The 25,178-nt window shown below is 33.0% G+C and carries 24 protein-coding genes; 15 read left to right on the top strand and 9 right to left on the bottom strand.

What is annotated here, in order from left to right:
* Positions 1 to 3: 3 nt before the first annotated feature.
* Positions 4 to 432, bottom strand: a complete 429-nt coding sequence (locus tag Q0891_RS01890) for a hypothetical protein (protein WP_299098367.1) — start codon at positions 430 to 432, stop codon at positions 4 to 6.
* Between the two features lie 2 nt (positions 433 to 434).
* The gene (locus Q0891_RS01885) at positions 435 to 767 is read right to left on the bottom strand and encodes a PadR family transcriptional regulator (RefSeq protein ID WP_299098366.1); all 333 of its coding nucleotides are present in this window, start codon (positions 765 to 767) and stop codon (positions 435 to 437) included.
* Positions 768 to 890: 123 nt separating this feature from the next.
* On the opposite strand from Q0891_RS01885, the gene Q0891_RS01880 reads away from it, so the two are divergent.
* The 6 genes from Q0891_RS01880 to Q0891_RS01855 all read left to right on the top strand — a co-directional run bounded on the left by Q0891_RS01880 (position 891) and on the right by Q0891_RS01855 (position 5,493).
* Complete coding sequence (locus Q0891_RS01880; RefSeq protein ID WP_299098365.1) at positions 891 to 2,105, top strand: aminotransferase class V-fold PLP-dependent enzyme; 1,215 nt, start codon at positions 891 to 893, stop codon at positions 2,103 to 2,105.
* Positions 2,106 to 2,150: 45 nt separating this feature from the next.
* Complete coding sequence (locus tag Q0891_RS01875; RefSeq protein ID WP_299098364.1) at positions 2,151 to 2,969, top strand: META domain-containing protein; 819 nt, start codon at positions 2,151 to 2,153, stop codon at positions 2,967 to 2,969.
* 39 nt (positions 2,970 to 3,008) lie between these two features.
* Positions 3,009 to 3,431, top strand: a complete 423-nt coding sequence (locus tag Q0891_RS01870) for a SufE family protein (RefSeq protein WP_299098363.1) — start codon at positions 3,009 to 3,011, stop codon at positions 3,429 to 3,431.
* Between the two features lie 76 nt (positions 3,432 to 3,507).
* On the top strand, positions 3,508 to 3,834 hold the full coding sequence (locus Q0891_RS01865; RefSeq protein ID WP_299098362.1) for a DUF59 domain-containing protein: 327 nt from the start codon (positions 3,508 to 3,510) through the stop codon (positions 3,832 to 3,834).
* A 75-nt stretch (positions 3,835 to 3,909) separates the two neighbouring features.
* Positions 3,910 to 4,422, top strand: a complete 513-nt coding sequence (locus Q0891_RS01860) for a DUF2480 family protein (RefSeq protein WP_299098361.1) — start codon at positions 3,910 to 3,912, stop codon at positions 4,420 to 4,422.
* Between the two features lie 126 nt (positions 4,423 to 4,548).
* Positions 4,549 to 5,493, top strand: coding sequence for a DUF3078 domain-containing protein (locus Q0891_RS01855; protein WP_299098360.1), 945 nt, complete (start codon positions 4,549 to 4,551; stop codon positions 5,491 to 5,493).
* Positions 5,494 to 5,568: 75 nt separating this feature from the next.
* Here Q0891_RS01855 and hflX read toward each other — a convergent pair whose 3' ends face one another.
* Entirely contained in the window at positions 5,569 to 6,780 is a 1,212-nt protein-coding gene (gene hflX / locus Q0891_RS01850; protein ID WP_299098359.1) for a GTPase HflX, read from the bottom strand.
* Positions 6,781 to 6,852: 72 nt separating this feature from the next.
* On the opposite strand from hflX, the gene Q0891_RS01845 reads away from it, so the two are divergent.
* The 4 genes from Q0891_RS01845 to Q0891_RS01830 all read left to right on the top strand — a co-directional run bounded on the left by Q0891_RS01845 (position 6,853) and on the right by Q0891_RS01830 (position 16,205).
* The gene (locus Q0891_RS01845) at positions 6,853 to 7,803 is read left to right on the top strand and encodes an endonuclease/exonuclease/phosphatase family protein (protein WP_299098358.1); all 951 of its coding nucleotides are present in this window, start codon (positions 6,853 to 6,855) and stop codon (positions 7,801 to 7,803) included.
* A 224-nt stretch (positions 7,804 to 8,027) separates the two neighbouring features.
* A complete protein-coding gene (locus Q0891_RS01840) occupies positions 8,028 to 13,337 on the top strand; it encodes a gliding motility-associated C-terminal domain-containing protein (RefSeq protein WP_299098357.1) in 5,310 nt (1,769 codons plus the stop codon).
* A gap of 26 nt (positions 13,338 to 13,363) precedes the next feature.
* Positions 13,364 to 14,272 carry a type IX secretion system membrane protein PorP/SprF gene (locus Q0891_RS01835; RefSeq protein ID WP_299098356.1) on the top strand — a complete coding sequence of 303 codons (909 nt, stop codon included), beginning with the start codon at positions 13,364 to 13,366 and terminating at the stop codon, positions 14,270 to 14,272.
* Between the two features lie 19 nt (positions 14,273 to 14,291).
* Entirely contained in the window at positions 14,292 to 16,205 is a 1,914-nt protein-coding gene (locus Q0891_RS01830) for an OmpA family protein (protein ID WP_299098355.1), read from the top strand.
* Positions 16,206 to 16,262: 57 nt separating this feature from the next.
* Here the strand turns inward: Q0891_RS01830 and Q0891_RS01825 are convergent, their stop codons facing one another.
* Positions 16,263 to 16,733 carry a CYTH domain-containing protein gene (locus Q0891_RS01825; RefSeq protein WP_299098354.1) on the bottom strand — a complete coding sequence of 157 codons (471 nt, stop codon included), beginning with the start codon at positions 16,731 to 16,733 and terminating at the stop codon, positions 16,263 to 16,265.
* A gap of 51 nt (positions 16,734 to 16,784) precedes the next feature.
* Here Q0891_RS01825 and dinB point away from each other — a divergent pair, with 51 nt between their 5' ends.
* Positions 16,785 to 17,888 (top strand): DNA polymerase IV, encoded by a 1,104-nt coding sequence (gene dinB / locus Q0891_RS01820; protein WP_299098353.1) that lies wholly within the window; start codon positions 16,785 to 16,787, stop codon positions 17,886 to 17,888.
* Positions 17,889 to 17,898: 10 nt separating this feature from the next.
* Positions 17,899 to 18,240 (top strand): ribosomal protein L7/L12, encoded by a 342-nt coding sequence (locus Q0891_RS17280; RefSeq protein ID WP_367179553.1) that lies wholly within the window; start codon positions 17,899 to 17,901, stop codon positions 18,238 to 18,240.
* Positions 18,241 to 18,323: 83 nt separating this feature from the next.
* Here the strand turns inward: Q0891_RS17280 and pyk are convergent, their stop codons facing one another.
* The 5 genes from pyk to Q0891_RS01795 all read right to left on the bottom strand — a co-directional run bounded on the left by pyk (position 18,324) and on the right by Q0891_RS01795 (position 22,670).
* On the bottom strand, positions 18,324 to 19,763 hold the full coding sequence (gene pyk / locus Q0891_RS01815) for a pyruvate kinase (RefSeq protein ID WP_299098352.1): 1,440 nt from the start codon (positions 19,761 to 19,763) through the stop codon (positions 18,324 to 18,326).
* A gap of 4 nt (positions 19,764 to 19,767) precedes the next feature.
* Positions 19,768 to 20,247: an IPExxxVDY family protein gene (locus tag Q0891_RS01810; RefSeq protein ID WP_299098351.1), complete on the bottom strand. Its 480-nt coding sequence runs from the start codon at positions 20,245 to 20,247 to the stop codon at positions 19,768 to 19,770.
* Between the two features lie 177 nt (positions 20,248 to 20,424).
* Positions 20,425 to 21,165, bottom strand: coding sequence for a ribonuclease III (gene rnc, locus Q0891_RS01805; RefSeq protein WP_299098350.1), 741 nt, complete (start codon positions 21,163 to 21,165; stop codon positions 20,425 to 20,427).
* A 7-nt stretch (positions 21,166 to 21,172) separates the two neighbouring features.
* Positions 21,173 to 22,423, bottom strand: coding sequence for a beta-ketoacyl-ACP synthase II (gene fabF, locus Q0891_RS01800; protein WP_299098349.1), 1,251 nt, complete (start codon positions 22,421 to 22,423; stop codon positions 21,173 to 21,175).
* 13 nt (positions 22,424 to 22,436) lie between these two features.
* Positions 22,437 to 22,670, bottom strand: coding sequence for an acyl carrier protein (locus Q0891_RS01795; RefSeq protein ID WP_013750595.1), 234 nt, complete (start codon positions 22,668 to 22,670; stop codon positions 22,437 to 22,439).
* 184 nt (positions 22,671 to 22,854) lie between these two features.
* Between Q0891_RS01795 and Q0891_RS01790 the strand changes: the two genes are divergently transcribed.
* The 3 genes from Q0891_RS01790 to Q0891_RS01780 all read left to right on the top strand — a co-directional run bounded on the left by Q0891_RS01790 (position 22,855) and on the right by Q0891_RS01780 (position 25,153).
* Positions 22,855 to 23,418 carry a phosphoribosylglycinamide formyltransferase gene (locus Q0891_RS01790; RefSeq protein WP_299098348.1) on the top strand — a complete coding sequence of 188 codons (564 nt, stop codon included), beginning with the start codon at positions 22,855 to 22,857 and terminating at the stop codon, positions 23,416 to 23,418.
* A gap of 86 nt (positions 23,419 to 23,504) precedes the next feature.
* Positions 23,505 to 24,146 (top strand): ribonuclease H family protein, encoded by a 642-nt coding sequence (locus Q0891_RS01785; protein WP_299098347.1) that lies wholly within the window; start codon positions 23,505 to 23,507, stop codon positions 24,144 to 24,146.
* An 80-nt stretch (positions 24,147 to 24,226) separates the two neighbouring features.
* A complete protein-coding gene (locus Q0891_RS01780; RefSeq protein ID WP_299098346.1) occupies positions 24,227 to 25,153 on the top strand; it encodes a PfkB family carbohydrate kinase in 927 nt (308 codons plus the stop codon).
* The last annotated feature ends 25 nt before the right edge of the window (positions 25,154 to 25,178 follow it).

Here is a 25,178-nt window from a genome sequence, read left to right as displayed (position 1 = left end):
GATTTATGAATATTTATGAATAGATTTTTTATAAGCTGCATAAAAATGAGCAGGAAGTATCACAAGTACTGAAACTATAATTGCACCAAGTAGATAAGCATTTGCATAAGGCCAGTCCATAATTTGAAAAACTAAGCTGACTACCAATAATAGGATGACTAAAAATCCAACAGAGAATTTCACCTTATTTACAGTAATGATTTCTTTAGCTAATTTTTGATGATTAGTTTCCAATTGTAAATTCTGAAAACTAGTGTAACCACCAAATTTCTGTAAGGCTTGCTGATACAGTTTATTGAAATCATCGGAATCTTGATTTTCTATAAATGTGCAGATATGGTCTAGTAAATCATCCCTTAATTCAATGTTTTTCACACCGTATAAAGACAAACTGTTCTCAATAAACGCGATATGCTTTTCTGATAATTCCATGATTATATCGGTTTTGGATTAAAAATTAAATTTAAGGTTTCAATAAAATCATTGATTTCTTCAGTTACAGTCTCTACCATCTTCTTCCCTTCTTTAGTTACTTTATAATATTTCCTAACACGCTTACCGATAAAAATTTTTTCCGTTTCTAAGACCTTTTTCGCTTCAAGCTTATGTAAAATCGGATACAAAGCACCTTCTGAAATATCTATTTTCCCTGAAGTCATCATTTTCACTTCTTGTGTAATCTCGTAACCATACATTCTACCCTTTTCATTTATAAGCTTTAAAATGATCGGTTGCAATGTTCCTTTTGTTAATTCTTTACTATACATATCACAAATATACATTTTATAAAAATGTATCCTAATAAAATGTATGTTAAAAAGTTTAATGAATACTTATAAGTTTTTCTTTAAGAACAATGCGTTGTATCTTTGTAACTAGGAATTAAGCCCATGTTAGACGTACAAAAAATAAGAAAAGACTTCCCCATTCTCAACAGAACAGTTAACGGGAAACCACTCATATATTTCGATAATGCAGCAACTTCGCAAACACCACAACAGGTTATTGACGTTATTGTAGATTATTACAGTAATTTCAATGCTAATATCCATAGAGGTGTACATAGTTTAAGCCAAGAAGCGACTGATGCTTATGAGCAAGCACGTATTAAAATTCAGAATCACTTTAATGCGAAAGAAAGTCATGAAATCATATTCACTTCTGGTACAACGCATAGTATCAATTTAGTTGCTAACGGATTTTCTTCTCTTTTGAAAAAAGGCGATGAAATTATAGTCTCAGCATTAGAACACCACAGTAATATTGTGCCATGGCAAATGCTTTGCGAGCGTACAGGTGCAAGTTTAAAGGTGATTCCTATGAATGAAAATGGCGAATTAATCCTTTCTGACTATGATGCACTTCTAAATGAAAACACCAAATTGGTTTTTGTTAACCATATTTCAAATGCCTTAGGGACTATTAATCCTATTGAATATATTATAGAAAAAGCACATGCGGTTGGAGCTGCTGTTTTAGTAGATGGTGCACAATCTTGTCCGCATATTAAACCAGACGTTCAAGCATTAGATGTTGATTTCTATGTGTGTTCTGCACATAAATTATGCGGACCTACAGGTGTCGGCATGCTTTATGGGAAAGAAGCATGGCTAAACAAATTACCACCTTACCAAGGTGGAGGCGAAATGATTGCAGAAGTTTCTTTTGAAAAAACAACCTACGCAGGTTTACCTCACAAATTCGAAGCTGGTACACCAAACATTTGCGGTGGTATTGCGTTTGGAGCTGCCATTGATTACATGAATAATATTGGTTTTGAAAACATAGCCAAATACGAACAAGAACTTTTAGACTACGGATCTGAACAATTACAACAAATTGAAGGTTTAAAAATCTACGGTACCGCAAAAGAAAAAACCTCTGTAATTTCTTTTAACGTTGGGACTATTCATCCTTATGATATAGGAACCATCTTAGACAAAATGGGAATTGCTGTGCGTACTGGTCATCATTGTGCGCAACCCATTATGGATTTTTATAAAATTCCAGGAACCATTAGAGCATCCTTTATGTTTTATAATACCAAAGAAGAAATTGACGCTTTTATTGTAGCCTTGAAGAAAGCGATTATGATGCTCTCTTAGACTTTGGCATTAAATATGTAACTTACAGTAGTAAACACTTTATAGATGAAAATTTTACTAAGTTTATTTATGCTTTTAACAACGTTGAATTCTTGTGATTCATCAAAAAAAGCGATTGAAAACAGCAAAAAAATGCAAACCTCGCTCTCTGGAACTTATTACATTGTAAATGTTAAAGACATGGATGTGTCTTCAAACAAAATCACTATTAATTTTGATGAAGCATCAAATAAAGTTACTGGATTTGCAGGTTGTAATAGCTTTTTTGGCAATTACACATTAGAAAATAATACGCTAACTTTTCAAAATATTGGTGCGTCTAAGAAATTCTGCCCAGGAACGGCTTCAGTTGTAGAACGTCAATTTTTAAAGGCTTTAAATTCAGTTAACTCATATTCTATTAACGAAAATTCCATTTCATTTTCTATTGATGAATCTATTCTTATAAAAGGAAGCAATGTAATGGCTTCTTCAAAAAAAAGTACTGCAACAACTGAGGTTAATGATAAGACTGCAGTAAAATATGTTACGAGTTCTAAAACGACATATAATTTTGTTTCAATTTCAAAAACAAACGTTTTATTATCAAATGACAAAGGCCTCCAAGATATTAGCACATTTTCAACTGATGCCAAAGATTGGAATGCAATTACTGAATTAATAAACGCAATAGATGTTGAAACAATTCAAGATTTAATTCCGCCTTCTACAAGTCATCAAACAGATGGTGCTTTGCACGCATCTTTAGCCATAATTATTGGCGATATCGAATATATGACGCCAACATTTGATCATGGTAATCCTCCAAGTGCTATAATGGCTTTAGTTAATAAAGTGTTATCCATTAAAGAAAACACGGATTAAAACTAACGATTTCGTAATTTTGCACAAAAGAATGAGACTATGACTATTGAAGAAGTACAAAACGAAATTATTGACGAGTTTTCTATGTTTGAAGATTGGGAGGAACGCTACCAGTATATGATTGACCTCGGAAAGGACTTACCTTTAATTGAGGAAAAATATAAGACCGAAGATAATATAATCAAAGGTTGCCAAAGCAAAGTTTGGGTCCATGCCAATATGGATGAGGAAAAGGTAAACTTTACTGCAGATAGTGATGCCATAATTACAAAAGGAATCATTGCTATTTTGATTAGAGTTTTTTCTAACCAACATCCAAAAGATATTCTCGAAGCAAATACTGATTTTATAGATCAAATAGGCTTAAAAGAACATTTGTCACCTACAAGAGCCAATGGCTTAGTTAGTATGATAAAACAATTAAAAATGTATGCCATAGCATACCAAACACAACTTAATTAATTAGATTTTTTTTATAAAAATCTAATATTTATTAATATCACTCCTATTTTTATAGGAACAAAAAATATAATTTGCCATGAGCGATGCAACCATAGATACAGCAGTTTTAGGAGAAAAAATTCTTAGAGTACTAAAAACCATATACGATCCTGAAATCCCAGTAGATATTTACGAACTTGGTTTAATTTACGATGTTTTTGTAAACGAAGATTTTGAAGTTAAAATTTTAATGACGTTAACTACACCAAACTGCCCTGTTGCTGAAACATTGCCATTAGAAGTTGAAGAGAAAGTTAAATCACTTAACGAAGTCAAAGATGCTGAAGTAGAAATTACTTTTGATCCACCATGGACGCAAGACTTAATGAGTGAAGAGGCTAAGTTAGAACTTGGAATGTTGTAGAGCCTAATTGTTTAAGAACTTTCAATCAATAAAATATTATCCTAGTAATCATTGAGTATATAGTTATTAAGATTTATGAAAGGAGAAATAATTAACAGAGTCACAAATAGTAAGCTAAAAGTTATTGACTTAGAAGATTACTATCCCGAAGGAAGGCGCATTCTTTTTGATATAAAAGATTGGTTACTTGAAGGTTTAGTACTAAGGGAAAAAGACTTTAGAGTATTTGTTGCAGAACATAATTGGTCACAATACCAAGATTGTTTTGTTGCTTTGCATTGCTCTACTGATGCAATTGTACCAGATTGGGCGTACATGTTAATCTCAATTGAGCTTCAATCATATGCTAAATTATCCCTTATTGGTTCTTTATCAGATTTAGAAACGGTATTATATAATGATATTATTTCAAAATTAGATCTTTCCATTTATAATAACTTACCTGTAATTATTAAAGGATGCTCTCACAAACCTGTGCCTTCCAACGCTTTAATTTTGTTAACCCAAAAACTAAAGCCAATTGCAAAATCTATTATGTTTGGAGAAGCATGCTCTTCCGTGCCTTTATTCAAGAAAAGTAAAAAATAAAAGTGACCTTAATAAATTTCAAGTGTCTTAAGAATGGTGATTTAATTGAAAAAAAAAGAACTAAATCTAATAATCACTTATATTTGCAAATTAATTACAAATTATTTTATTAAAATTTAATCCATTATGAACAAGAAATTACTTTTTTCCCTTCTTTTATTATTTGCTGTAACTACGGTTGCATTTGCTCAAACAAAAGAAGAATTGGAAGCTCAAAAAGCTGAAAAACAAGCTGAAGCTGACAAATTTCAAGGAGAAGCAAACGCTTTACAAGCACAAATAGATGCTTTACCAGGCTGGAGAACAGGTGCTTTTGGTACCATTGGTGGTAGCCTTTCTAATTTTAGCAATTGGTACGGTCAAGGAACTCCAGATTTAGCTTCTGGTAGTTTTGGTATTACATTAAATGCATTTGCTAATAAAATTGAAGACAAATATTTTTGGAGAAACTCTTTATTAACTAACTTAAACTGGATAAAGTTTGATGACAAAAATGATGATGACGATGACGATAGCTTCAAAAACGGTACAGACGTTTTCAACATCTCATCTCTTTATGGTAGAAATTTAAGCAAAACATGGGCTATTTCTGGGTTAATGGAATATAGAACTACGCTTTTAGACAACTTTAATGATCCTGGGTATTTAGACGTTGGTGTTGGTGCTACTTGGACTCCTATTGAAAACTTAATAGTAGTGATTCACCCATTAAACTACAACTTTGTATTTGCTAAAAATGATGCTGTTTTTGAATCTTCTATGGGTGCAAAAATTGTTGCGGATTATACTAGACAAATTGGAGCAATAAACTTTAAGACAAACTTCTCTACATTCCAGAGTTACAAATCTAGTGAATTATCAAACTGGACATGGACTAACTCGTTTAGCTACACACTTTGGAAAATGATTGGTGTTGGTTTTGATTTTGGTTTAAGAAGCAATCAGCAAGAAGCACTTAATTACGCCTTCAATCAATGGGATCCAGCAGGAACTGACGCTGAACCAACATTTGATAATCTTGATAACAAGTTACAGTCATATTATACATTTGGTTTAAGCTACAAGTTCTAAATCAAACTTATTTAGAATAAAAAAAGAGGTCTTAATGAGACCTCTTTTTTTATTTATATAGTTTTAATTTAATAGTTATTCTATATCCTCAACATCAGGATATAAGAAGTGATTATAAGGAAATCGTGTTACATGTATTTCTCTTACTTCTTTATAAACTCGTTTTCTAAACTCTTCCATGTTCTCCTTATTTAATGCAGAGATAAATAAAGTATTATCTCCAACTCTATTCATCCAAGTTCGTTTCCACTCGTCAATAGAATAATTTGCTTCCGTTCGTTCCGCAATCAAATCATCGTCATCAAAAGGCTCTGGCTCATAAGCATCAATCTTATTAAAAACCATGATAGTAGGCTTATCCTTGCTTTTTATATCGTCTAAAATCTGATTTACAGAATTTATATGTTCTTCAAAGTTGGTGTGCGATATATCTACAACGTGTAATAATAAATCTGCCTCGCGTACTTCATCTAACGTACTCTTAAAAGATTCTACTAATTGGGTTGGTAATTTTCTTATAAAACCAACAGTATCACTAACTAAAAAAGGTAGATTCCCGATAACTACTTTTCTTACTGTTGTATCTAAAGTTGCAAATAATTTATTCTCAGCAAAAACGTCACTTTTACTAATAACATTCATCAAAGTAGATTTCCCAACATTGGTGTAGCCAACCAAGGCAACACGCACCATTTTTCCACGATTACCACGTTGTACAGCCATTTGCTTATCAATGGTTTTAATCTTGGATTTTAATAATGATATTTTATCACGTACAATACGTCTATCTGTTTCAATCTCAGTTTCTCCAGGTCCGCGCATACCAATTCCACCTTTTTGTCGTTCTAGGTGAGTCCACATACCTTTTAATCTAGGCAACAAATATTCGCATTGCGCTAATTCTACTTGCGTTCTTGCATAACTCGTTTGGGCACGTTGCGCAAAAATATCTAGGATAAGATTAGTTCTGTCTAAAATTTTACAATTTAGAATTTTACTAATATTTCGCTCTTGAGCAGGTGATAATTCATCATCAAAAATTACTGTTCCTATGTCATTTTCCTTAACAAACTTAGTGACGTCTTCCATTTTTCCCGTACCAATAAAGGTCTTAGGATTAGGCATACTCATTTTCTGCGTGTAACGTTTTACAACCTCACCACCTGCAGTATAGGTCAAAAATTCTAATTCGTCTAAATACTCTTTAGAGGTCTCCTCATCTTGATCTTGAGTAATGATACCAATTAAAACGACTTTCTCTAAGGCAATATCTTTTTTTTCTATCATAAATTAATTAAAGTACAAAGTTAAACAATTGAATCATTTCAATGTAACATTATAAAAACCTATATTTAATCCATGATTAATAATCCTGAAATTTACACTTTAGCGTTTTATAATATTGAAAACTTATTTGATACCAAAAACGACCCTTTAACTCATGATGATGATTTTTTACCGAATTCCTTAAAACGCTGGACACCGAAGCGTTATCAAAAAAAACTATTGAAATTAGGAACAGTAATTTCTAAAATAGGAAACGAGAACTCTAATTCCGCTCCTGACATAATTGGTTTAGCTGAAGTTGAAAACGAAAAAGTAGTAAAAGATTTAGTTAACAGTAAAAATCTTATTGAGGAAAATTATAGCTATATACATTATGATTCTATGGACGAACGCGGAGTTGATGTAGCGCTAATCTACAAAAGCGATCGTTTTCAAGTTATAAATTCTGAAACATTTTCAGTTTATCTAGAAAACGACAAAGGAGAACAAGATTATACACGAGACGTATTGTTAGTACAAGGTCTATTGAATAACGAAAATATTAACGTAATTGTAAATCATTGGTCTTCAAAAAGAGAGGGTGAAAAAGAAACTGAATTTAAACGTATTGCCGCAGCTAACGTTGTAATATCAATAATTAAAAAACTAAAAGAAGAAAAACCTGAAGCTAAAATTATAGTAATGGGTGATTTTAATGATAACCCAAATAGTAAAAGCATACTATCACTGCAAGAACAAGGTAATTTATTTAATCCTTTTAAAACGGTTTGGTCTAGAAGTAATGGCAGCCTAAATCATAATTTTCAATGGAATATGTTTGATCAAATTTTATTTTCAACCAATTTTTTTGATGTTAGTAGTTCTTCATTAATTTATCACAACGCTGAAGTGTTTAACAGTAAGTTTCTTACTCAATATAAAGGTAAATTTAAGGGACAGCCATTTAGAACCTTTGTAGGTAGAAAATATACAGGTGGATATAGCGATCATTTCCCTGTTTTCCTTCAATTAAAGACTTCTTAAAAAACAGCCAAACCATTTGTCGATTATAACGGTAGTTAATCTATTATAACATTGTTAACATCTTGTTAATAGCCATTTTTTATATATTCGACTTCACATTGTTTTAAGCGTCTAACCAACGTCAAACTTGTGCTTTACAGCAAAATTTTATCAAACACCAATAAATTCTCTTACAATATACTGATTGTGAGAGCATTAAATAATTCTTAACAAACCGATTAATAATGAAAAAGATTACTCTATTTTTAATCATGCTTGGGTTTATTTTCACAGCAAATGCCCAGTATAATTTCCCTCCAATAGTAGGGCCTACAAACGTGGCCTCAGGAACTCCTGTTACTATTAACTTAAATGATGCAGCAAATACTGCTGCGGTACCAGCATCCTCAACGGGATCTTACAATTCATTTTCAGTTTCAGTAGATTGGGTTGTTGGAGGTGGAAACCCTTGGTCTTCAGAAGCAGACTTAACGGTAACAACAACTTCAGGTACAATTACTATAGATCCACCTACTACAGGAGGATTAACTAGTAATGCAAGTACTACATTAACTTTTGTTGGTGAATTTACTGCAATTTATGATCCTACTGTAGATGGGTTTATAGATTTAGTAATGAATCAAAGTTTTGGTGGTTCTGATGCAGATTGGGAAAACATAGTTGTTACTTTATTTGAAAGTCCAACATGTATTGACCCTTACGATATTAGTTCTTCTAACGTTACTTCTAATTCAGCGATCTTGGATTGGACGGCTGGAGATTCTGAAACAGATTGGAATATAGAATATAACAGTGGTACAGATTTCACACCTGGTAATAGCGAAGAAGAGAATGCAATTTCTGTAACTGGTTCGCCTAACACAACATTAACAGGTTTAACACCCGCAACAACGTACTATATCTATTACCAAGCAAATTGTGGGCCTGGAGACGAAAGTTTATGGGTAGGTCCATTTATCATGACTACAGAGTGTGTAACTTTTATTGCACCATATACTGAAGGTTTTGAAAACGCAGGAGATATACCATTATGTTGGTCTAATGGAGGTGCCGAAGAATGGGAGTATGCTGATGACCCTGGATTTGACCATATTGGAGACAATGGTACAATGTTAGGAAGTACCACTACAAATAATTATTTTGCATTTGTCGATTCTTCAGGAACTGATGATCCGAGTACTTTAACAACACCATTAGTAGATGTTAGTGGCTTAACAGCACCTGCACTTTCATTTTATGAAATTAGTGATAATGAAGGAAATGCCAACAGTACTTTAGACGTAGAAGTTTGGGATGGTGCTGCATGGAACATGATGGCGACCTACAACACTAACACTTCTGGCTGGGAACTTAAAGTTATTGATTTAAGTACGCTTACTATTACTGGAGATGTACAAGCAAGGTTTATCTTTTCGGAAACAGAAAGTGGAGATTTTTATGATGACATTGCAATTGATGATGTTACATTTGATGAAGCTCCAACATGTTTCAATCCAACAGCTTTAATGGCAAATGCTATCACTTCTAATGGAGCGGAATTAAGTTGGTCTCAAGACGGAACAGTCGCATTATGGAATATTGAAATAGTTACGGCAGGTACACCTGCTACTGGTACGCCAACAGATGTAGGTATTACAAACCCATATACGGCTTCAGGATTAAGTGCAGTTACGAGCTACGAATATTATGTACAAGCTAATTGTGGTAGTGAACTTAGTGGTTGGGCAGGACCTTTTGCTTTTGAAACACTTTGTGATATTTTTATTCCAGATTACATTCAAAATTTTACAGATATACCAGCTGACTGTTGGGAAGAAGCAGATAGTGGAGATGCAACTACTGGACCTATGGATTTAGGTGCTGGACTTTGGGCTGCAGATGGATTTTTAAACAATGGAACGACAGGTTCTTTTAGAATAAACATATATCAAGGCGATGTTAGAAGTGACTGGATTATTTCTCCTCAATTTGATTTAACAGGTGGTCCTTTTCAAGTTGAGTTTGATTTTGGAATAATGCTATTTGCAAATTCTACAACAGCAGGTACTTTAGGTTCTGATGATACAGTTCAATTATTAATGACAAATGATAATGGTGCCACATGGATTTCTCTTTTAACTTATGACAACACCTCAGTTGTTCCTGTTACTGGTGAACATCCTGTTGTTGATTTAACAGCATATAGTGGACAAATAGTTCAATTTGGAATTTTAGCTTCAGATGGAACTGTGAATGACCCAGAAGATGTTGATGTATTTGTTGACAATTTTAGAGTAAGAGGAATCCCTACTTGCCCAGAACCATCAGACTTAACTGCAAATAATTTAAGTTTAACTTCAACTGAAGTTGGTTGGACAGAGAATGGAACTTCAACATCTTGGAATATTCAATATGGTGAAGCTGGTTTTGCTTTAGGCACTGGAACAATTGAGCCTGGAGTAACTACTAATCCTTATATTCTTACAGGTTTAAATCCAGATACAAATTATGAGTTCTACGTATCAGCAATTTGTGGACCTGGTGATGAAAGTTCTTATTTTGGTCCTTTTGATTTCTTTACTGGATATTGTGAGTCAATACCATCAAGTAACGATGGAACTGGTATTAATTATGCCAATTTAGGAGTGACGACATTTACGAGTTTAGGTGATTTGACTTATGAAAATCATACAACACCAACAGTAAACGTTTTCCAAGGAATTAATACAAATTTAGAAATAGAGTTTGGTCACAGTTTCACTTACGACGTTAATGTTTGGATTGATTTTGATGACAATTTAATATTTGATGATACAGAACTTGTTTTCCAAGGAGAATCTTCCGGTGCAAGTACACCTCATTTAATGGATGCTTCATTTGTGATGCCAGTTACGGCACCTATTGGAGAACACAGAATGCGTGTTGGATCGGCTGACTTTGGTCAAACCACTCCTGATCCTTGTTATGATGGATCTTGGGGTGTAACATTAGATTTTACAGTTAACATACAACAATTGAACTGTACTTTAGCAGAAGCCGATTATACAGTAGTACCAGATTGTGATAACGATCAATTTTATATTGAAGTTAATGTAACAAGTTTAGGAGATGCTACTTCTTTAGCTCTCACAAACAGTTTAGATGCTAGTTCAGTTCAAGCAACGGCAACAGGTGTTTATCAAGTTGGTCCTTTCCCTTTTGGAAGTTCAGCTAAGGTTTTTGTAACGAATGAGCAAGACAATAACTGTGTAATTAGTAGTGAAACATTTGAAGTTTTAGCATGTCCACCTGCTAATGACGATTGTTCTACAGCAATAACGGCAGTGGTTAATGCAACTAGTACTTGTGATATGGTTACTTCAGGAACTATATTGGCAGCTACGCCTTCGGGTGTACCAGATGGAAGTTGTACTGGATCTCCAGACGATGATGTATGGTTTACTTTTGAAGCACTAGATGAAATTCAAATTATCTCTATTGTGAATGTTGTAGGTGGTACAACAAATATAGACCACGCACTTTACGAAGGTTCTTGTGGAAGTTTAACAGAAATTTACTGTACTGATGATGATGCTACTGTTACACCATCTTTAGTTGTAGGAAATACTTATTATATCCGTGTATTTAGCGGAGGAAGTCAACCAGAAACATCAACTTTTGATTTATGTATTAGACCTGCACCAACAAATATCATTTGTGACAATGCCGAAAACTTCTGTTCTGTTGGAGGTGCCTTAACAACACCAAATATCATTGGAATTCCAAGTACTGGCCAAGTTGCTTGTTTAGGATCTATACCAAACCCAACTTGGAATATTATTCAAGTAGGGGACTCAGGACCTATTGAAATTCAAATTGAACAAACTGATGAAAACGGAAACGGATTAGATGTTGATTTTGTTATTTGGGGTCCATTTACATCAGTTAATCAAGCATGTACGGACATATTATTAGAGGATTGTCCAACTTGTCCTTTCTCTAACAATCCTGATACAGGTTTCTATCCTTTAGGAAACATTGTTGATTGTAGTTATTCAGGAGCGTCAATAGAAAATTTATCTATTGATAATGCACTTAGCGGAGAAATCTACATGTTACTAGTAACTAATTTTAATGGTGGAGCTGGTAATATTACCATAGAACAAACTAATGCTGGTGCTACTGACAACGGAACAATTGAAGCTGAAATCGATGCACAAATTGCGAGTGATGAAGTTATAATAGATCCTAACAACGACCCAACAGAAATTGATGAAGTATCAGTTTGTGGATTTGATTCTGTGACTATATTAACAGATTCTCCTTTTGCAGATGAATTTGTTTGGTATAAAAATGGTTTTGTATTAGATGGAGAAACGTCTTCTTCTCTAGTTGTAACAGAATCGGACAACTACCAAGTACAAGCATTTGATAATCAATGTGGTTCTGAAGCTTTTTCTCAGATCGTAGTTATTAATCTATATGAAGATCCTGGTACTATTGCACCTCAAAACATTACAGTATGTGATGGACCTGAAGCAGATGGATCTGAAATATTTGACCTAGAAGCATTAACAACTTCGTTAGGATTAGGTGACGACTATACAGTATCATATTATACGAGTACAGCGAATGCTAACCAAAGAATAGATCCTGTATCAACTTCATACACATCATCTGGTGAGACATTAATTATGAGAATTGAAGATGCCGATGCAGTAACTAACGATTTCCTTGGTTGTCGTCAATTATCTCAAGTGGAATTAATTGTAAACCCAAGACCAACTGTAAATCAACCAGCAGATTTTGTTATCTGTGATGATTTAGATGGAAATGTTGATGGTGTTACTACTTTTAATTTATTATCTATCAATGATGAAGTTAATACAGATGCCAATGTAGAAATTACATATCATATATCTCAAGCAGATGCAGATGCAGACGCAAGCCCTCTCGCAAGTCCTTACTCAAGTAGTGGAGAAACAATTTTTGTACGTGCGGAGAATACAGATAATGGTTGTTACAACACAACATCGTTTAACTTAGAGGTTAATGTTGTTCCTTTAGCATCTTTTGATTCAGAATTAACATACGCAGTTTGTCCTAATGCAACTGTACCAATAACTATTGGTATTGTACCAACAAACTTTACAGCTGCCGATGTTACAGTTAATTGGTCTTTAGATGGAATTGCAGTAAGCGGAAGTGGATTAACTTTAGATTCAGTATTAATTGCAGGTGAATACGCTGCAACAATAGAGTTTAACGCAACAGGCTGTATCAATACAATTTCAGTTGAGGTTATAGAATTAGAATCGTGTGTATTCCCAGAAGGTATTTCTCCTGGTGTTTCACCTGGTCAAAATGACACATTTGATTTAACAAGTTTTAATGTTACGAAACTTGAAATATTTAATAGAAACGGAACACTTGTATACTCTAAAAACAACTATACTAATGAATGGTATGGACAAACAAACGACGGAAAAGAATTACCTGTAGGAACATATTTCTACACGGTAGTTTATGAAGGTGGTGCTATGTCTAAAAGTTCTTGGGTATATATTAACAGATAATCAACTAACAGAATCAACTTATTATAATGAAAAAACTCTCTATTATAGCGGTTTTGCTTTTAGCATTTCAAATGCATGGGCAACAAGACCCTCAGTACACGCAGTACATGTATAATATGAATATAATAAACCCTGCTTATGCAGGCTCAAAAGAAAATCTTTCTTTTGGATTATTATACAGAAACCAATGGTCAAAAATTGATGGTGGACCAGAAACAGGAACATTTTTCGGACATTCACCTGTCGGCGAAAATATGGGTCTTGGTTTATCTGTAATATCAGATCATATTGGTCCAGTAACCGAAACGAATGCGTACGTAGATGTATCCTATACATTGCAATTAGGAGGAGAACATAGATTAGCTTTTGGTATTAAAGCCGGTGCTACCTTTCACGATATAGGATTAAATACAGGTGTTGAAGTGGTTGATCCAACAGATCCATTCTTCGCTCAAGATATAAGTGAAACGACGCCTAACATTGGAGCTGGTTTCTTTTATTACACAGAAAAGTATTATTTATCATTATCTGTACCTAACTTATTATCTTCTGTTCATTTAGATAATAACGGATTAAAAATCGGATCAGAAACACAGCATTACTTCTTTACGGGTGGTTATGTGTTCGATCTTTCTCCTAATACAGAACTTAAACCATCATTTATGGTAAAATCTGCTTTTGATGCGCCAACATCATTTGATATTAATGTTAACGCTAGATTTTATAAAAAGTTTGAAATTGGAGCATCTTATAGACTCGATGATTCTGTTGCTGGTATGATGAATTTTGCATTAACGCCATCCTTAAGAGTTGGATATGCTTATGACTTTATTTCGTCAGATATTAAAGCGTATGCACCTGCATCACACGAGGTCTTTTTATTATTTGACCTTAATTTCCCAAAACGTGTTTCTCGTTCACCAAGATACTTTTAATCAGTTAAGCTAAACAATTATGAAAAACTTTAAAACATTATTATTTATTACGTTGATGAGTAGCTTTTGCTTAACTGCTCAAAACGCTAGCACAAAAAAAGCAGATAAATACTTTGCACGATTTGAATTTGTTAAGGCTGCTGAAAGTTATAACGAATTAGTAGAAGAAGGTAAGGCAGATACATATGTATACAGTCAATTAGCTGAAAGCTATTATAACATCTTTAATACCGAAGCCGCAGAACGCTACTATGCAAAAGCATTGGAGACATCAGATCAACCAGAAATGGTCTATAAATACGCTCAAATGCTAAAAGCAAATGGAAAATATGCTGAATCTAATACACAAATGGACAAATTTGCAACAATGCGTCCAGCTGATGATAGAGCAACTGCATTTAGAAAAAATCCTAATTACCTTCCAAAGATTTTAGAGCAAGGTAAAAAGTTTAACGTGCAGAATTCAGATTTTAATTCTACTCAGTCTGACTTCGGTGGAACATTACAAGATAACAAGTTATATATTACCTCTAGTCGTAACGACAGTCGTAAAACTTATGGGTGGAATGATCAGCCTTTCTTAGATATTTATACTATCAATAAAAATACTGATGGTTCTTATCAAGAAGCTGAATTAGCTAATAATAAAATTAACACAAGATTTCATGAAGGACTTGTGTCGTTTTCACCAGATGGTAATACTATGTATTTTTCAAGAGAAAGTTATTTTGAAAAAGCGTATGAAAAAGATTCTTTAAGTAGTACACGTTACAGCCAACTTTATTTATTTAAAGCTACTAAACTTGGTGATGATTGGGATACTGTAGAAAGTTTATCTGTAAATAGTCAAAACTACTCTGTTAAAAACCCAACAGTAAGTAATGATGGTAAAACATTATTCTTCGCATCAAACCAACCAGGTGGATATGGAGATTTTGATATTTACAAAGCTGCTATTAATGAAGATGGTACTATTGGTGAAGCTATTAACTTAGGTCAAAAAGTAAATACTGAAGGACAAGAAATGTTTCCTTATATCAGTAGTAATAACACATTATACTTTTCTTCAAACGGTCATTTAGGTTTAGGAGGGTTAGATGTGTTTTATACTAAAGAGATTGATGGAAAAATGGCGCCTATTAGAAATGTAGGTATTCCTATTAACAGTAATGCAGATGACTTTGCATTTATTATAGATGAAGAAGCCGCTGAAGGTTATGTATCTTCTAACAGAGAGGGCGGAAAAGGAAGCGATGACATTTACGAATTTAAAAAATTACAACCTTTATGTGATGTTTTAATTTCAGCAACGGTTTTAGATGATAAAACACGTGAGCCAATAAGTGGTGCATCAGTGTCATTATTTGATGATGAAGGCAATAAAGTAGTTTCTAAAACAACGAATGAAGAAGGTATTGCAGAATTTATCGTTGAGTGTGATAAAGATTCTGAACTAGAAGTAGTAATGGAAGACTTTGAAAGTAAAAAAGTACCAGTAAAAGGAACCAACGATGAAGAAACTAATGTTCAGATTTCCTTAGATCCTATTGAGAAAATTATTGAAGCTGAGCAGGTTGTACTATCACCTATCTACTTTGAGTTTGATAAATCTAATATAACAGCAGAAGGCGCTTTTGAACTAGATAAATTAGTTCAGATTATGAAAAAATATCCTGAAATGGTTATAAAAGCAACTTCTCATACAGATCAGAGAGGTTCAGAAACCTATAATGCTAATCTTTCTGATAGAAGAGCAAAAACTACTGTTCAATATGTAATTTCTCAAGGAATTGATGAAGCTCGTATTTCTGGAGAAGGTAAAGGAGAATCTGAACCAAAAGTAGATTGTTCAAATGGTTGTACAAAAGAACAACATGCTGATAATAGACGTTCTGAATTTTTAATTGTGACTCAAACTGCTGCTACAGAGTAATACACAACTAAAAAACTATAATTTATTAAAACCTATTCAATTCATTGAATAGGTTTTTTATTTCCATGATTTAAAGGGATCTTTGCTTAATTGAGAATTGTAATATCGTATATCACCAGTAACCTCAATACCTAACCAATGTGGTTTTTCAAAAAACTCGTTTTCAGAGTTTAATTCTACCTCTGCAATACACAAACCCTCATTGACGCCAGAGAAAACATCTACTTCAAAAATGTGTTTACCAAAAACAACTTCATAGCGTATTTTATCAATAATTCCATCTTCACAAAGGGTTAACAAATTTTCTGCTTCTTGTTTTGAAATTTCTTTTTCCCACTCAAACCTAGATAATCCATTAGATGTAGATTTTCCTTTTATGGTTATAAAACCGCTATTTTTTTTTAATCTTACCCTAACAGTCCTCTCCTTGTGGCTATTTAAAAACCCTTGTTTTATGGTATAACTTGCAGAAGCCTCAGTTTTAAAAGCTTCAGATTTCACTAAGAATTTGCGTTCTATTTCTATCATTAGAAGATTAAAAATTATTATTTCCAGCCATTTATTGGCTAAATTTACACTATGCCTAACGATTTACCAATTAGAAAGATAATTCATGTAGATATGGATGCATTTTATGCGTCTGTAGCTCAAATGGATAATCCTGAATTGCAAGGAAAACCAATAGCAGTTGGTGGTGGAGGAACTAGAGGTGTAATAAGTGCAGCAAGTTATGAGGCCAGAAAGTTTGGCGTAAAGAGTGCCATGTCTGGTCGTTTAGCCATAAAATTATGTCCAGATTTAATCTTTGTAAAAACCGATTTTGCACGTTACACGGAAATCTCAAAACAAATTAGAAAGATTTTTTTAGATTATACGGACTTGGTAGAACCCTTATCCTTAGATGAAGCTTATTTGGATGTAACAGAAAACAAAATTGGGCTTCCTAGTGCCACTTTATTAGCTCAGAAGATAAGAACACGTATTTATGCAGAAGTAGGCTTAACAGCTTCAGCAGGTATATCCATCAATAAATTTATAGCCAAGGTCGCAAGTGATTATAATAAACCAAATGGTCAAAAAACAGTAAACCCTGAAAACGTGTTACATTTTCTTGAAGAATTAGATATTAGAAAATTTTATGGTGTCGGTAAAGTAACCGCAGAAAAAATGTACCAAAAAGGAATTTTTACAGGAAAAGATTTAAAGTTGAAATCAGCAGAATATTTAGAGGAACACTTTGGTAAATCTGGTCGCCACTATTATCAAGTAGTTCGTGGTATACATAACAGTGAAGTAAAACCTAATCGCATTAGAAAATCATTAGCCGCAGAACGTACTTTTAGCAAAAATCTATCCTCAGAAATTTTTATGCTCGAAAAATTAGACCATATCGCAGAGGAAGTGACCAAACGATTACATAAAAGTAAAGTCGCAGGTAAAACAATTACATTAAAAATTAAGTACAGTGATTTCACATTACAAACTAGAAGCAAAACTTTACCATACTATGTCAGTGAGAAAGCCATTATTTTAGAGGCAGCGAAAGACTTATTATATCAAGATTCCCTAAATAATTCTGTTCGACTTTTAGGTATATCATTATCTAATTTAAATACAGAAATTAAAAAAGTAAAAAAAGAAGATACGTCTGCGGTTAGTGTGCAATTAAAATTTGAATTTTAAAGATTAAAAAATGATTAAAATAAATGACAACGTTATTAACAAACAAGAATTTTTAAACCTAATCAATAACAAGCAAAAGATTCAAGCTATTAAAAAATTAAAAGAAACAACAAATTTAGGTTTAAAGGAATGTAAATATATAATCGATAATTTAACGATGAATCCCAATTATTACGATGGACAAACAATTTCAAAACCAACTATAACATCATTAAAAGATAAGAATAAACTATCTCAACGAACCAAGGGCAGTCATGTCCTTTCTAGCAATTCTTCCAACTCAAAAACTTATATCTTACTAATTCTAATAGTAATCATTACTGTATTATTATACATGTATTTTAACAAGTGAATATGACAACTAATTTTAGTACATTAAAAAAGAGCGGCTGAATATATTCAGTCGCTCTTTTAATATTTAATATGTATTAATAATTAAAAACTACAGCTTTCAATTTCCGAAACACGCAAGGTGTTTACCATACCTTTATCTTGTATTGGCATAGCAGCTAAACTAATTAGCATATCACCAACATCTAAATAGCCTTTTTTACATGCCATGGCATTTACATCTTCAATTGTTTCATCTGTACTTACAAATTTGTCATAATAAAATGCAGTAACTCCCCAAAGTAGACTTAACTGAGTTAATATTCTCCTATTTGAAGTAAATACTAAAATATGAGCTGAAGGCCTCCATGCCGATATTTGAAATGCAGTATATCCACTATTAGTTAATGTAGAAATCGCCTTCGCATTAATTTCATTTGCCATATTAGCAGCATGATAGCAAATCGCTTTCGTTACATAACGCTTAGTACGAATATGTGGTGGCGATTGTGGCACTTCAATTAAAGGTGAATCTTCAACACTACGTATTATATTAGACATTTGTCGAATCACTTGAACAGGATACTGACCAACAGATGTTTCTCCAGATAACATTACAGCATCTGCACCATCCATAACGGAATTTGCAACATCATTTACCTCTGCTCTTGTTGGCGTAAGGCTTGTGATCATTGTTTCCATCATTTGTGTAGCAATAATTACTGGAATTCTTGCGCGTTTCGCTCTTAACACTAATTGTTTTTGTATAAGTGGTACTTCCTCTGCAGGAATCTCTACACCTAAATCTCCACGTGCAACCATTAAACCATCACAATAAGCAACAATTTTGTCGATATTTTCAACAGCTTCTGGCTTTTCAATTTTTGCGATAATAGGAATTTTTTGATCACTATGCTCATTAATTAAACTTTCCAGTTGCATTAAATCTTCCGCATGGCGGACAAATGATAAAGCAATCCAATCTACTTTTTGACTAATTGCAAAAATTGCATCATCTATATCTTTTTCTGTTAAAGCAGGCTGAGAGATATTTGTGTTAGGAAGGTTAACACCTTTTTTAGATTTTAAAGGTCCTCCTTGAATAACTCTTGCTTTTACTTCAGACTTTTTATCCGTTGAAACAACTTCAAAAATTAACTTTCCATCATCTAATAAAATTCGCTCACCAGCTTTAGCATCTTGAGGAAAGTTATCATAGGTCATATAAACGCGCTCTTTTGTTCCTTCAAAACGCTCACCAGTTGCAAAAATAATTTCATCACCTTCATTTACAACAACTTCACCTTTCATTACACCTACACGTAATTTAGGACCTTGTAAATCTCCTAAGATAGATGCATTGTAACCAAACTCTTCATTAAGTTCTCTAATCATTTTTATGCGCTCCTCAACATCTTTGTAATCTGCATGAGAAAAGTTAATCCTAAACACATTACATCCTTCATCTAGCATTGCCTTTAGCACTTCTTTAGTGCTAGTTGCTGGACCTAATGTAGCTACTATTTTTGTTTTTTTATTTGACATCGATTCAAAAAATTAAATTGTCTTTCGACTTTATTTGTAACGGATTTACCGTATAACTCGTTATTATTTGCGGAATAGCTTGTAGTTTATTTAGTATAAGTTTTTCTTGTACATTATTTATTTCATCTGAAATTTTTAAAAAAAAATCAACTTTCTTAAATTCTGTAATTAGATTAAAGGTTTTTAAAACTTTTTCTGGCTTATCAAATAAAGTTCCACTACTAGATAAACTTACTTCTTCCTTTTTACATACATTAGAAATTAAATTCCATTGTATATATTCTGTTTCATTATCCCATTCAAAAATGCTATATGAAGACTCTAAATATTTAAAGTCAATATCCTTTTCTTGGCGTGCTAACTTAAGCTCTAAGTGTTTATTGAGCAAATAAGCTAATCGATAATCTTCTAACCTACAATGAATTGCTATTAATTTATAGGAATCATCATAAAAATCATCTACCTGAAGTTTGTGTAAAGCCATATGTTTACAACTTTGATACTAATTCAATTTTTAATTCTAGAATTAAAAACCTTAATGTTTAATTGGCATAATGATGTAAATATAGTACAATAAAAGCTTAGTTTTATTAAGAAAGGGTTAATCTTATTTAAGAAAATCTACGAAAACGTTATCGTAATTTTTAAGAATTAAAAATACTTAATGAAGTCTGGTTATTTCATTTTGAAACGCAAAAAACGCACGTTTTGATGCTTTTTCCTCTGCCTTTTTCTTAGATGTTGCTCTGGCTTTAGATACCACCTTTTCATTTATTGAAAGTTTTACAGAAAAATGTTTAAGTTCATCGTTTCCTGTGTCATCATAGACCTGATAGTCAAACGTGTTTTTTTCCTTTTGGCACCACTCTATTAATAAGCTCTTATAGCTAATTACTTTACCTTCTAATGTTTCAATATCTACGTGTGGATGTATAACACGTTTGTAAATAAATTTTTCACAAGTATTATATCCTTTGTCTAAATAAATAGCACCTACAAGAGCCTCAAATAAGTTACCGTGAATATTATCTCCAAAATTTGAAATCGGAATTCTACTTTGTACTAAATCTATAAGTCGTAACTCTTCACCCAACTTATTTAAATGCTCTCTACTCACAACTTTAGATCGCATTTTGGTTAAATACCCTTCATCTCCATGAGGTACTTTTTCAAATAAATACGCAGCAATTACAGAACTAAGCATGGCATCGCCAACAAATTCTAATCTCTCGTAATTGATTGCATTACCCAATTCGTCCTTGATATTCATTGAGCGATGCGTAAATGCTTTTATATAAAATGACTTTGATTTTGGCTTAAAACCAAGGATTTCTTTAAGTAATAAAAAAAAATTCCCGTCTTCTTGAGAACGGGAATTTAATATGTTACGAATGAAGCTCATTCGGGATTTAGTCTAATTTTTTGAATACTACACAAGCGTTATGACCGCCAAATCCAAATGTATTACTCATTGCAATTTTTATATCTCGTTTCTGAGGTTTATTGAGTGTTAAATTTAATTCTGGATCTATGTTTTCGTCTACCGTTTCGTGGTTAATTGTTGGTGGCACAATACCATGTTGCATAGCCATAATTGAAGCAATGGCTTCAACAGCACCAGCAGCACCCAACAAGTGACCAGTCATAGATTTAGTAGAATTAATATTTATGTTTTTAGCATGACTGCCAAATACTTCTGATATAGCTTTTAACTCGGCAACATCACCTAATGGTGTAGATGTACCGTGTGTATTAATATGATCTACATCTTCGGGATTTAGGCCAGCATTTTCTAAACAATTTTTCATTACCGCAACAACACCAATTCCGTCAGGATGTGGCGCAGTCATATGATATGCATCTGAAGATAAACCACCACCTACAACTTCTGCATAGATTTTAGCTCCTCTTGCCTTAGCATGTTCATACTCTTCTAAAACAATAGCTCCTGCTCCTTCGCCTAATACAAAACCGTCTCGATTTGCATCAAATGGTCTAGAGGCCGTTTTAGGGTCATCGTTTCGAGTACTCATTGCGTGCATAGCATTAAATCCTCCCATACCAGCTATAGTTACTGCAGCTTCACTTCCGCCTGTAATAATCACATCACAAGACCCTAAACGTATAGTGTTTAAAGCATCGATCATTGAATTTGCAGAAGATGCACATGCAGATACAGTAGTATAATTTGGACCCATAAAACCATATTTTATAGATATGTTTCCTGGTGCTATATCAGCAATCATTTTTGGTATAAAACGTGGATTAAATCGAGGTGTTCCGTCACCAGCAGCATAGTTTAAAACTTCATCTTGAAAAGTTTCTAAGCCACCAATACCAGCTCCCCAAATTACTCCAACTCTTAATTTGTTTATCGCTTCTAGGTCTAGTTTTGAGTCTGCAATTGCTTCATCTGAAGCAACCATTGCATACTGCGAAAACTTATCCATTTGTCGCGCTAATTTTCTATCAATAAAGTCAGTAACTTCAAAGTTTTTTATTTCACAAGCAAATTGTGTTTTGAACTTTTCAGCATCAAAATGTGTTACAGGTGCAGCACCACTTTTGCCACTAATAAGACCTTCCCAATATTCATCTTTGGTATTTCCTATTGGTGTTAGTGCACCTAAACCTGTTACTACAACTCGCTTTAATTCCATAAAAATAAAGTTATTATTTAGCTTCTTCTATATAAGAAACAGCTTGACCAACTGTTGCAATATTCTCAGCTTGATCGTCTGGGATTTGAATATCAAATTCTTTTTCAAATTCCATTATTAATTCTACAGTGTCTAATGAATCCGCTCCTAAATCGTTTGTGAAGCTAGCTTCAGTTACAACCTCGTTTTCATCAACACCTAATTTATCTACGATAATCGCTTTTACTCTTGATGCAATGTCTGACATAATTTTTTAATTTTAAGTTTTAATTAGATGGCAAAAATAAAAAACTTTATTTGAATTTTCATCTTTACCGATAAAATGTGTTTTTAATTTTAGTAAAAATAAAGATAAAGTATTTGGTATTTGCTACTAATTGTTAATTATTATTCTTTTTTTTGTTTGAATAATTGAAGAAATATACCTGTAAATGAAACGTGTAGTAATTTTTGCGTCCGGAAGCGGCTCTAATGCTGAAAATTTAATAAAGTTTTTTCACAACAGCGATAATGCGTCTGTTATTCAGGTACTAACTAACAATCCTCATGCCAAAGTTTTAGATCGTTGTAAAAAACTGAAAGTTAGCGCCTTATCATTTAATAGAATTGCGTTTTCAAAATCTGATGATGTCTTAAATATACTAAAGGCTTCGCGTCCAGATCTTATAGTATTAGCAGGATTTCTATGGAAGTTCCCAGAATTTATACTAAAAGAGTTCCCTAATAAGGTCATTAACATTCATCCTGCATTGTTGCCTAAATATGGAGGAAAAGGAATGTTTGGTATGCATGTGCATGATGCTGTAGTTAAAAGCAAAGAAACCGAAACTGGTATTACCATACATTATGTAAATGAAAATTATGATGAAGGTGCAATTATTTTTCAAGCAAAATGTAAGGTTTTACCTATGGATTCTGCAGAAAATGTCGCTCAAAAGATTCATTTGTTAGAAATGGAGCATTTTCCTAAAGTAGTAGACAAATTATTATTATAAAACATAATTAATAAATTATAAGTCAATATGCCTTCGAAACTGTGAAGGGTAAAATTTAAGATTCATGTTTTCATGAGAACTGAATGATGAGTAAAAAGAAAAAAAAATATTATACCGTTTGGAAAGGACATAAAACTGGTGTTTTTGAAAAGTGGAACGATTGTAAAGCTCAAATAAAAGATTTTCAAGGTGCGCAATACAAATCTTTTGCAACCTTTGAAGCTGCTAAAGAAGCATTAAAAGGGAATTATTTTGATTATATCGGAAAATCAAAATCTTTTAAAAGTGAACTCTCGGAAGCGGAATTAAAAAAAATTGGGCAACCCAATTATAATTCTATTTCAGTAGATGCAGCTTCAAGTGGCAATCCTGGTATAATGGAATACAGAGGTGTAGACACTAAAACAAAAAAACAACTCTTTATTCAAGGCCCTTTTGAACAAGGGACTAATAATATTGGTGAATTTTTAGCCTTGGTACATGGTTTAGCTTTTTTGAAACAACATAAGAGTGAGCGTATAATGTATACAGACTCTAGAACAGCTATGAGTTGGGTACGAAAAAAAACATGTAATTCTAAATTAGAGCGAAATGCAAAAAACAAACCCGTTTATGATTTAGTTGATCGTGCGGTACAATGGTTGAAAACCAATGAGTATTCTACAACAATTGTTAAATGGGAAACTAAAGCTTGGGGAGAAATTCCTGCTGATTTTGGCCGAAAATAGATCTCATTAGCTTTATAAAATTTAGTATTTCACAAGGAATATATTTTACGTAAATTTGCAACTTAATTCAAACGTAGGTAATGAGTAAATTAGTGATTGTAGGTACTGTGGCATTTGATGCTATTGAAACCCCTTTTGGAAAAACTGATAAAATTCTTGGTGGTGCAGCAACTTATATAGGTTTATCTGCTTCAAATTTTAACGTTGATTCTGCTGCAGTTTCTGTAGTTGGAGGCGATTTTCCTCAAGAATATTTAGACCTTTTAGCAAATAGAAATATTGATATTGAAGGTGTAGAAATCGTTAAGGACGGTAAAACGTTCTTTTGGAGTGGCAAATACCATAATGACATGAACTCACGTGATACTTTAGTTACTGAGCTTAATGTATTAGAACATTTTAATCCAATTGTTCCTGAAAACTACAAAGATTCAGAAGTTGTTATGTTAGGCAATTTACACCCACTTGTACAACAAGGTGTATTAGACCAAATGACTAAAAAACCAAAATTGGCCATTTTAGACACTATGAATTTCTGGATGGACATTGCATTAGATGATTTACTTTCTGTAATCAAGAATGTTGATGTTATTACCATAAATGATGAAGAAGCAAGACAATTAACAGGAGAATACTCATTAGTGGTTGCTGCAAGAAAAATTCACCAAATGGGACCTAAATATGTAGTTATAAAAAAAGGAGAACATGGCGCATTATTGTTTCATGATGACAATGTGTTTTATGCTCCTGCACTTCCTTTAGAAGAAGTTTTTGATCCTACAGGTGCTGGTGATACTTTTGCTGGTGGCTTTGCTGGCTATTTAGCAAAAACAGGAGATTTCTCTTTTGAAAATATGAAAACAGCAGTTATCTATGGATCCACACTTGCTTCGTTTTGTGTTGAAAAATTTGGAACAGAGCGAATGCAGAATTTAACGGATAAAGAAATTTATAAACGATTAGACCAGTTTAAGAGTCTAACACAATTTGATATAGAATTAAGTTAAAAAAACGCGCTCAAAATTGAGCGCG

The sequence above is a fragment of the uncultured Winogradskyella sp. genome (assembly GCF_947498005.1).
Taxonomy (GTDB): Bacteria; Bacteroidota; Bacteroidia; order Flavobacteriales; family Flavobacteriaceae; genus Winogradskyella.
This window is presented reverse-complemented; position numbering and strand designations above follow the sequence as displayed.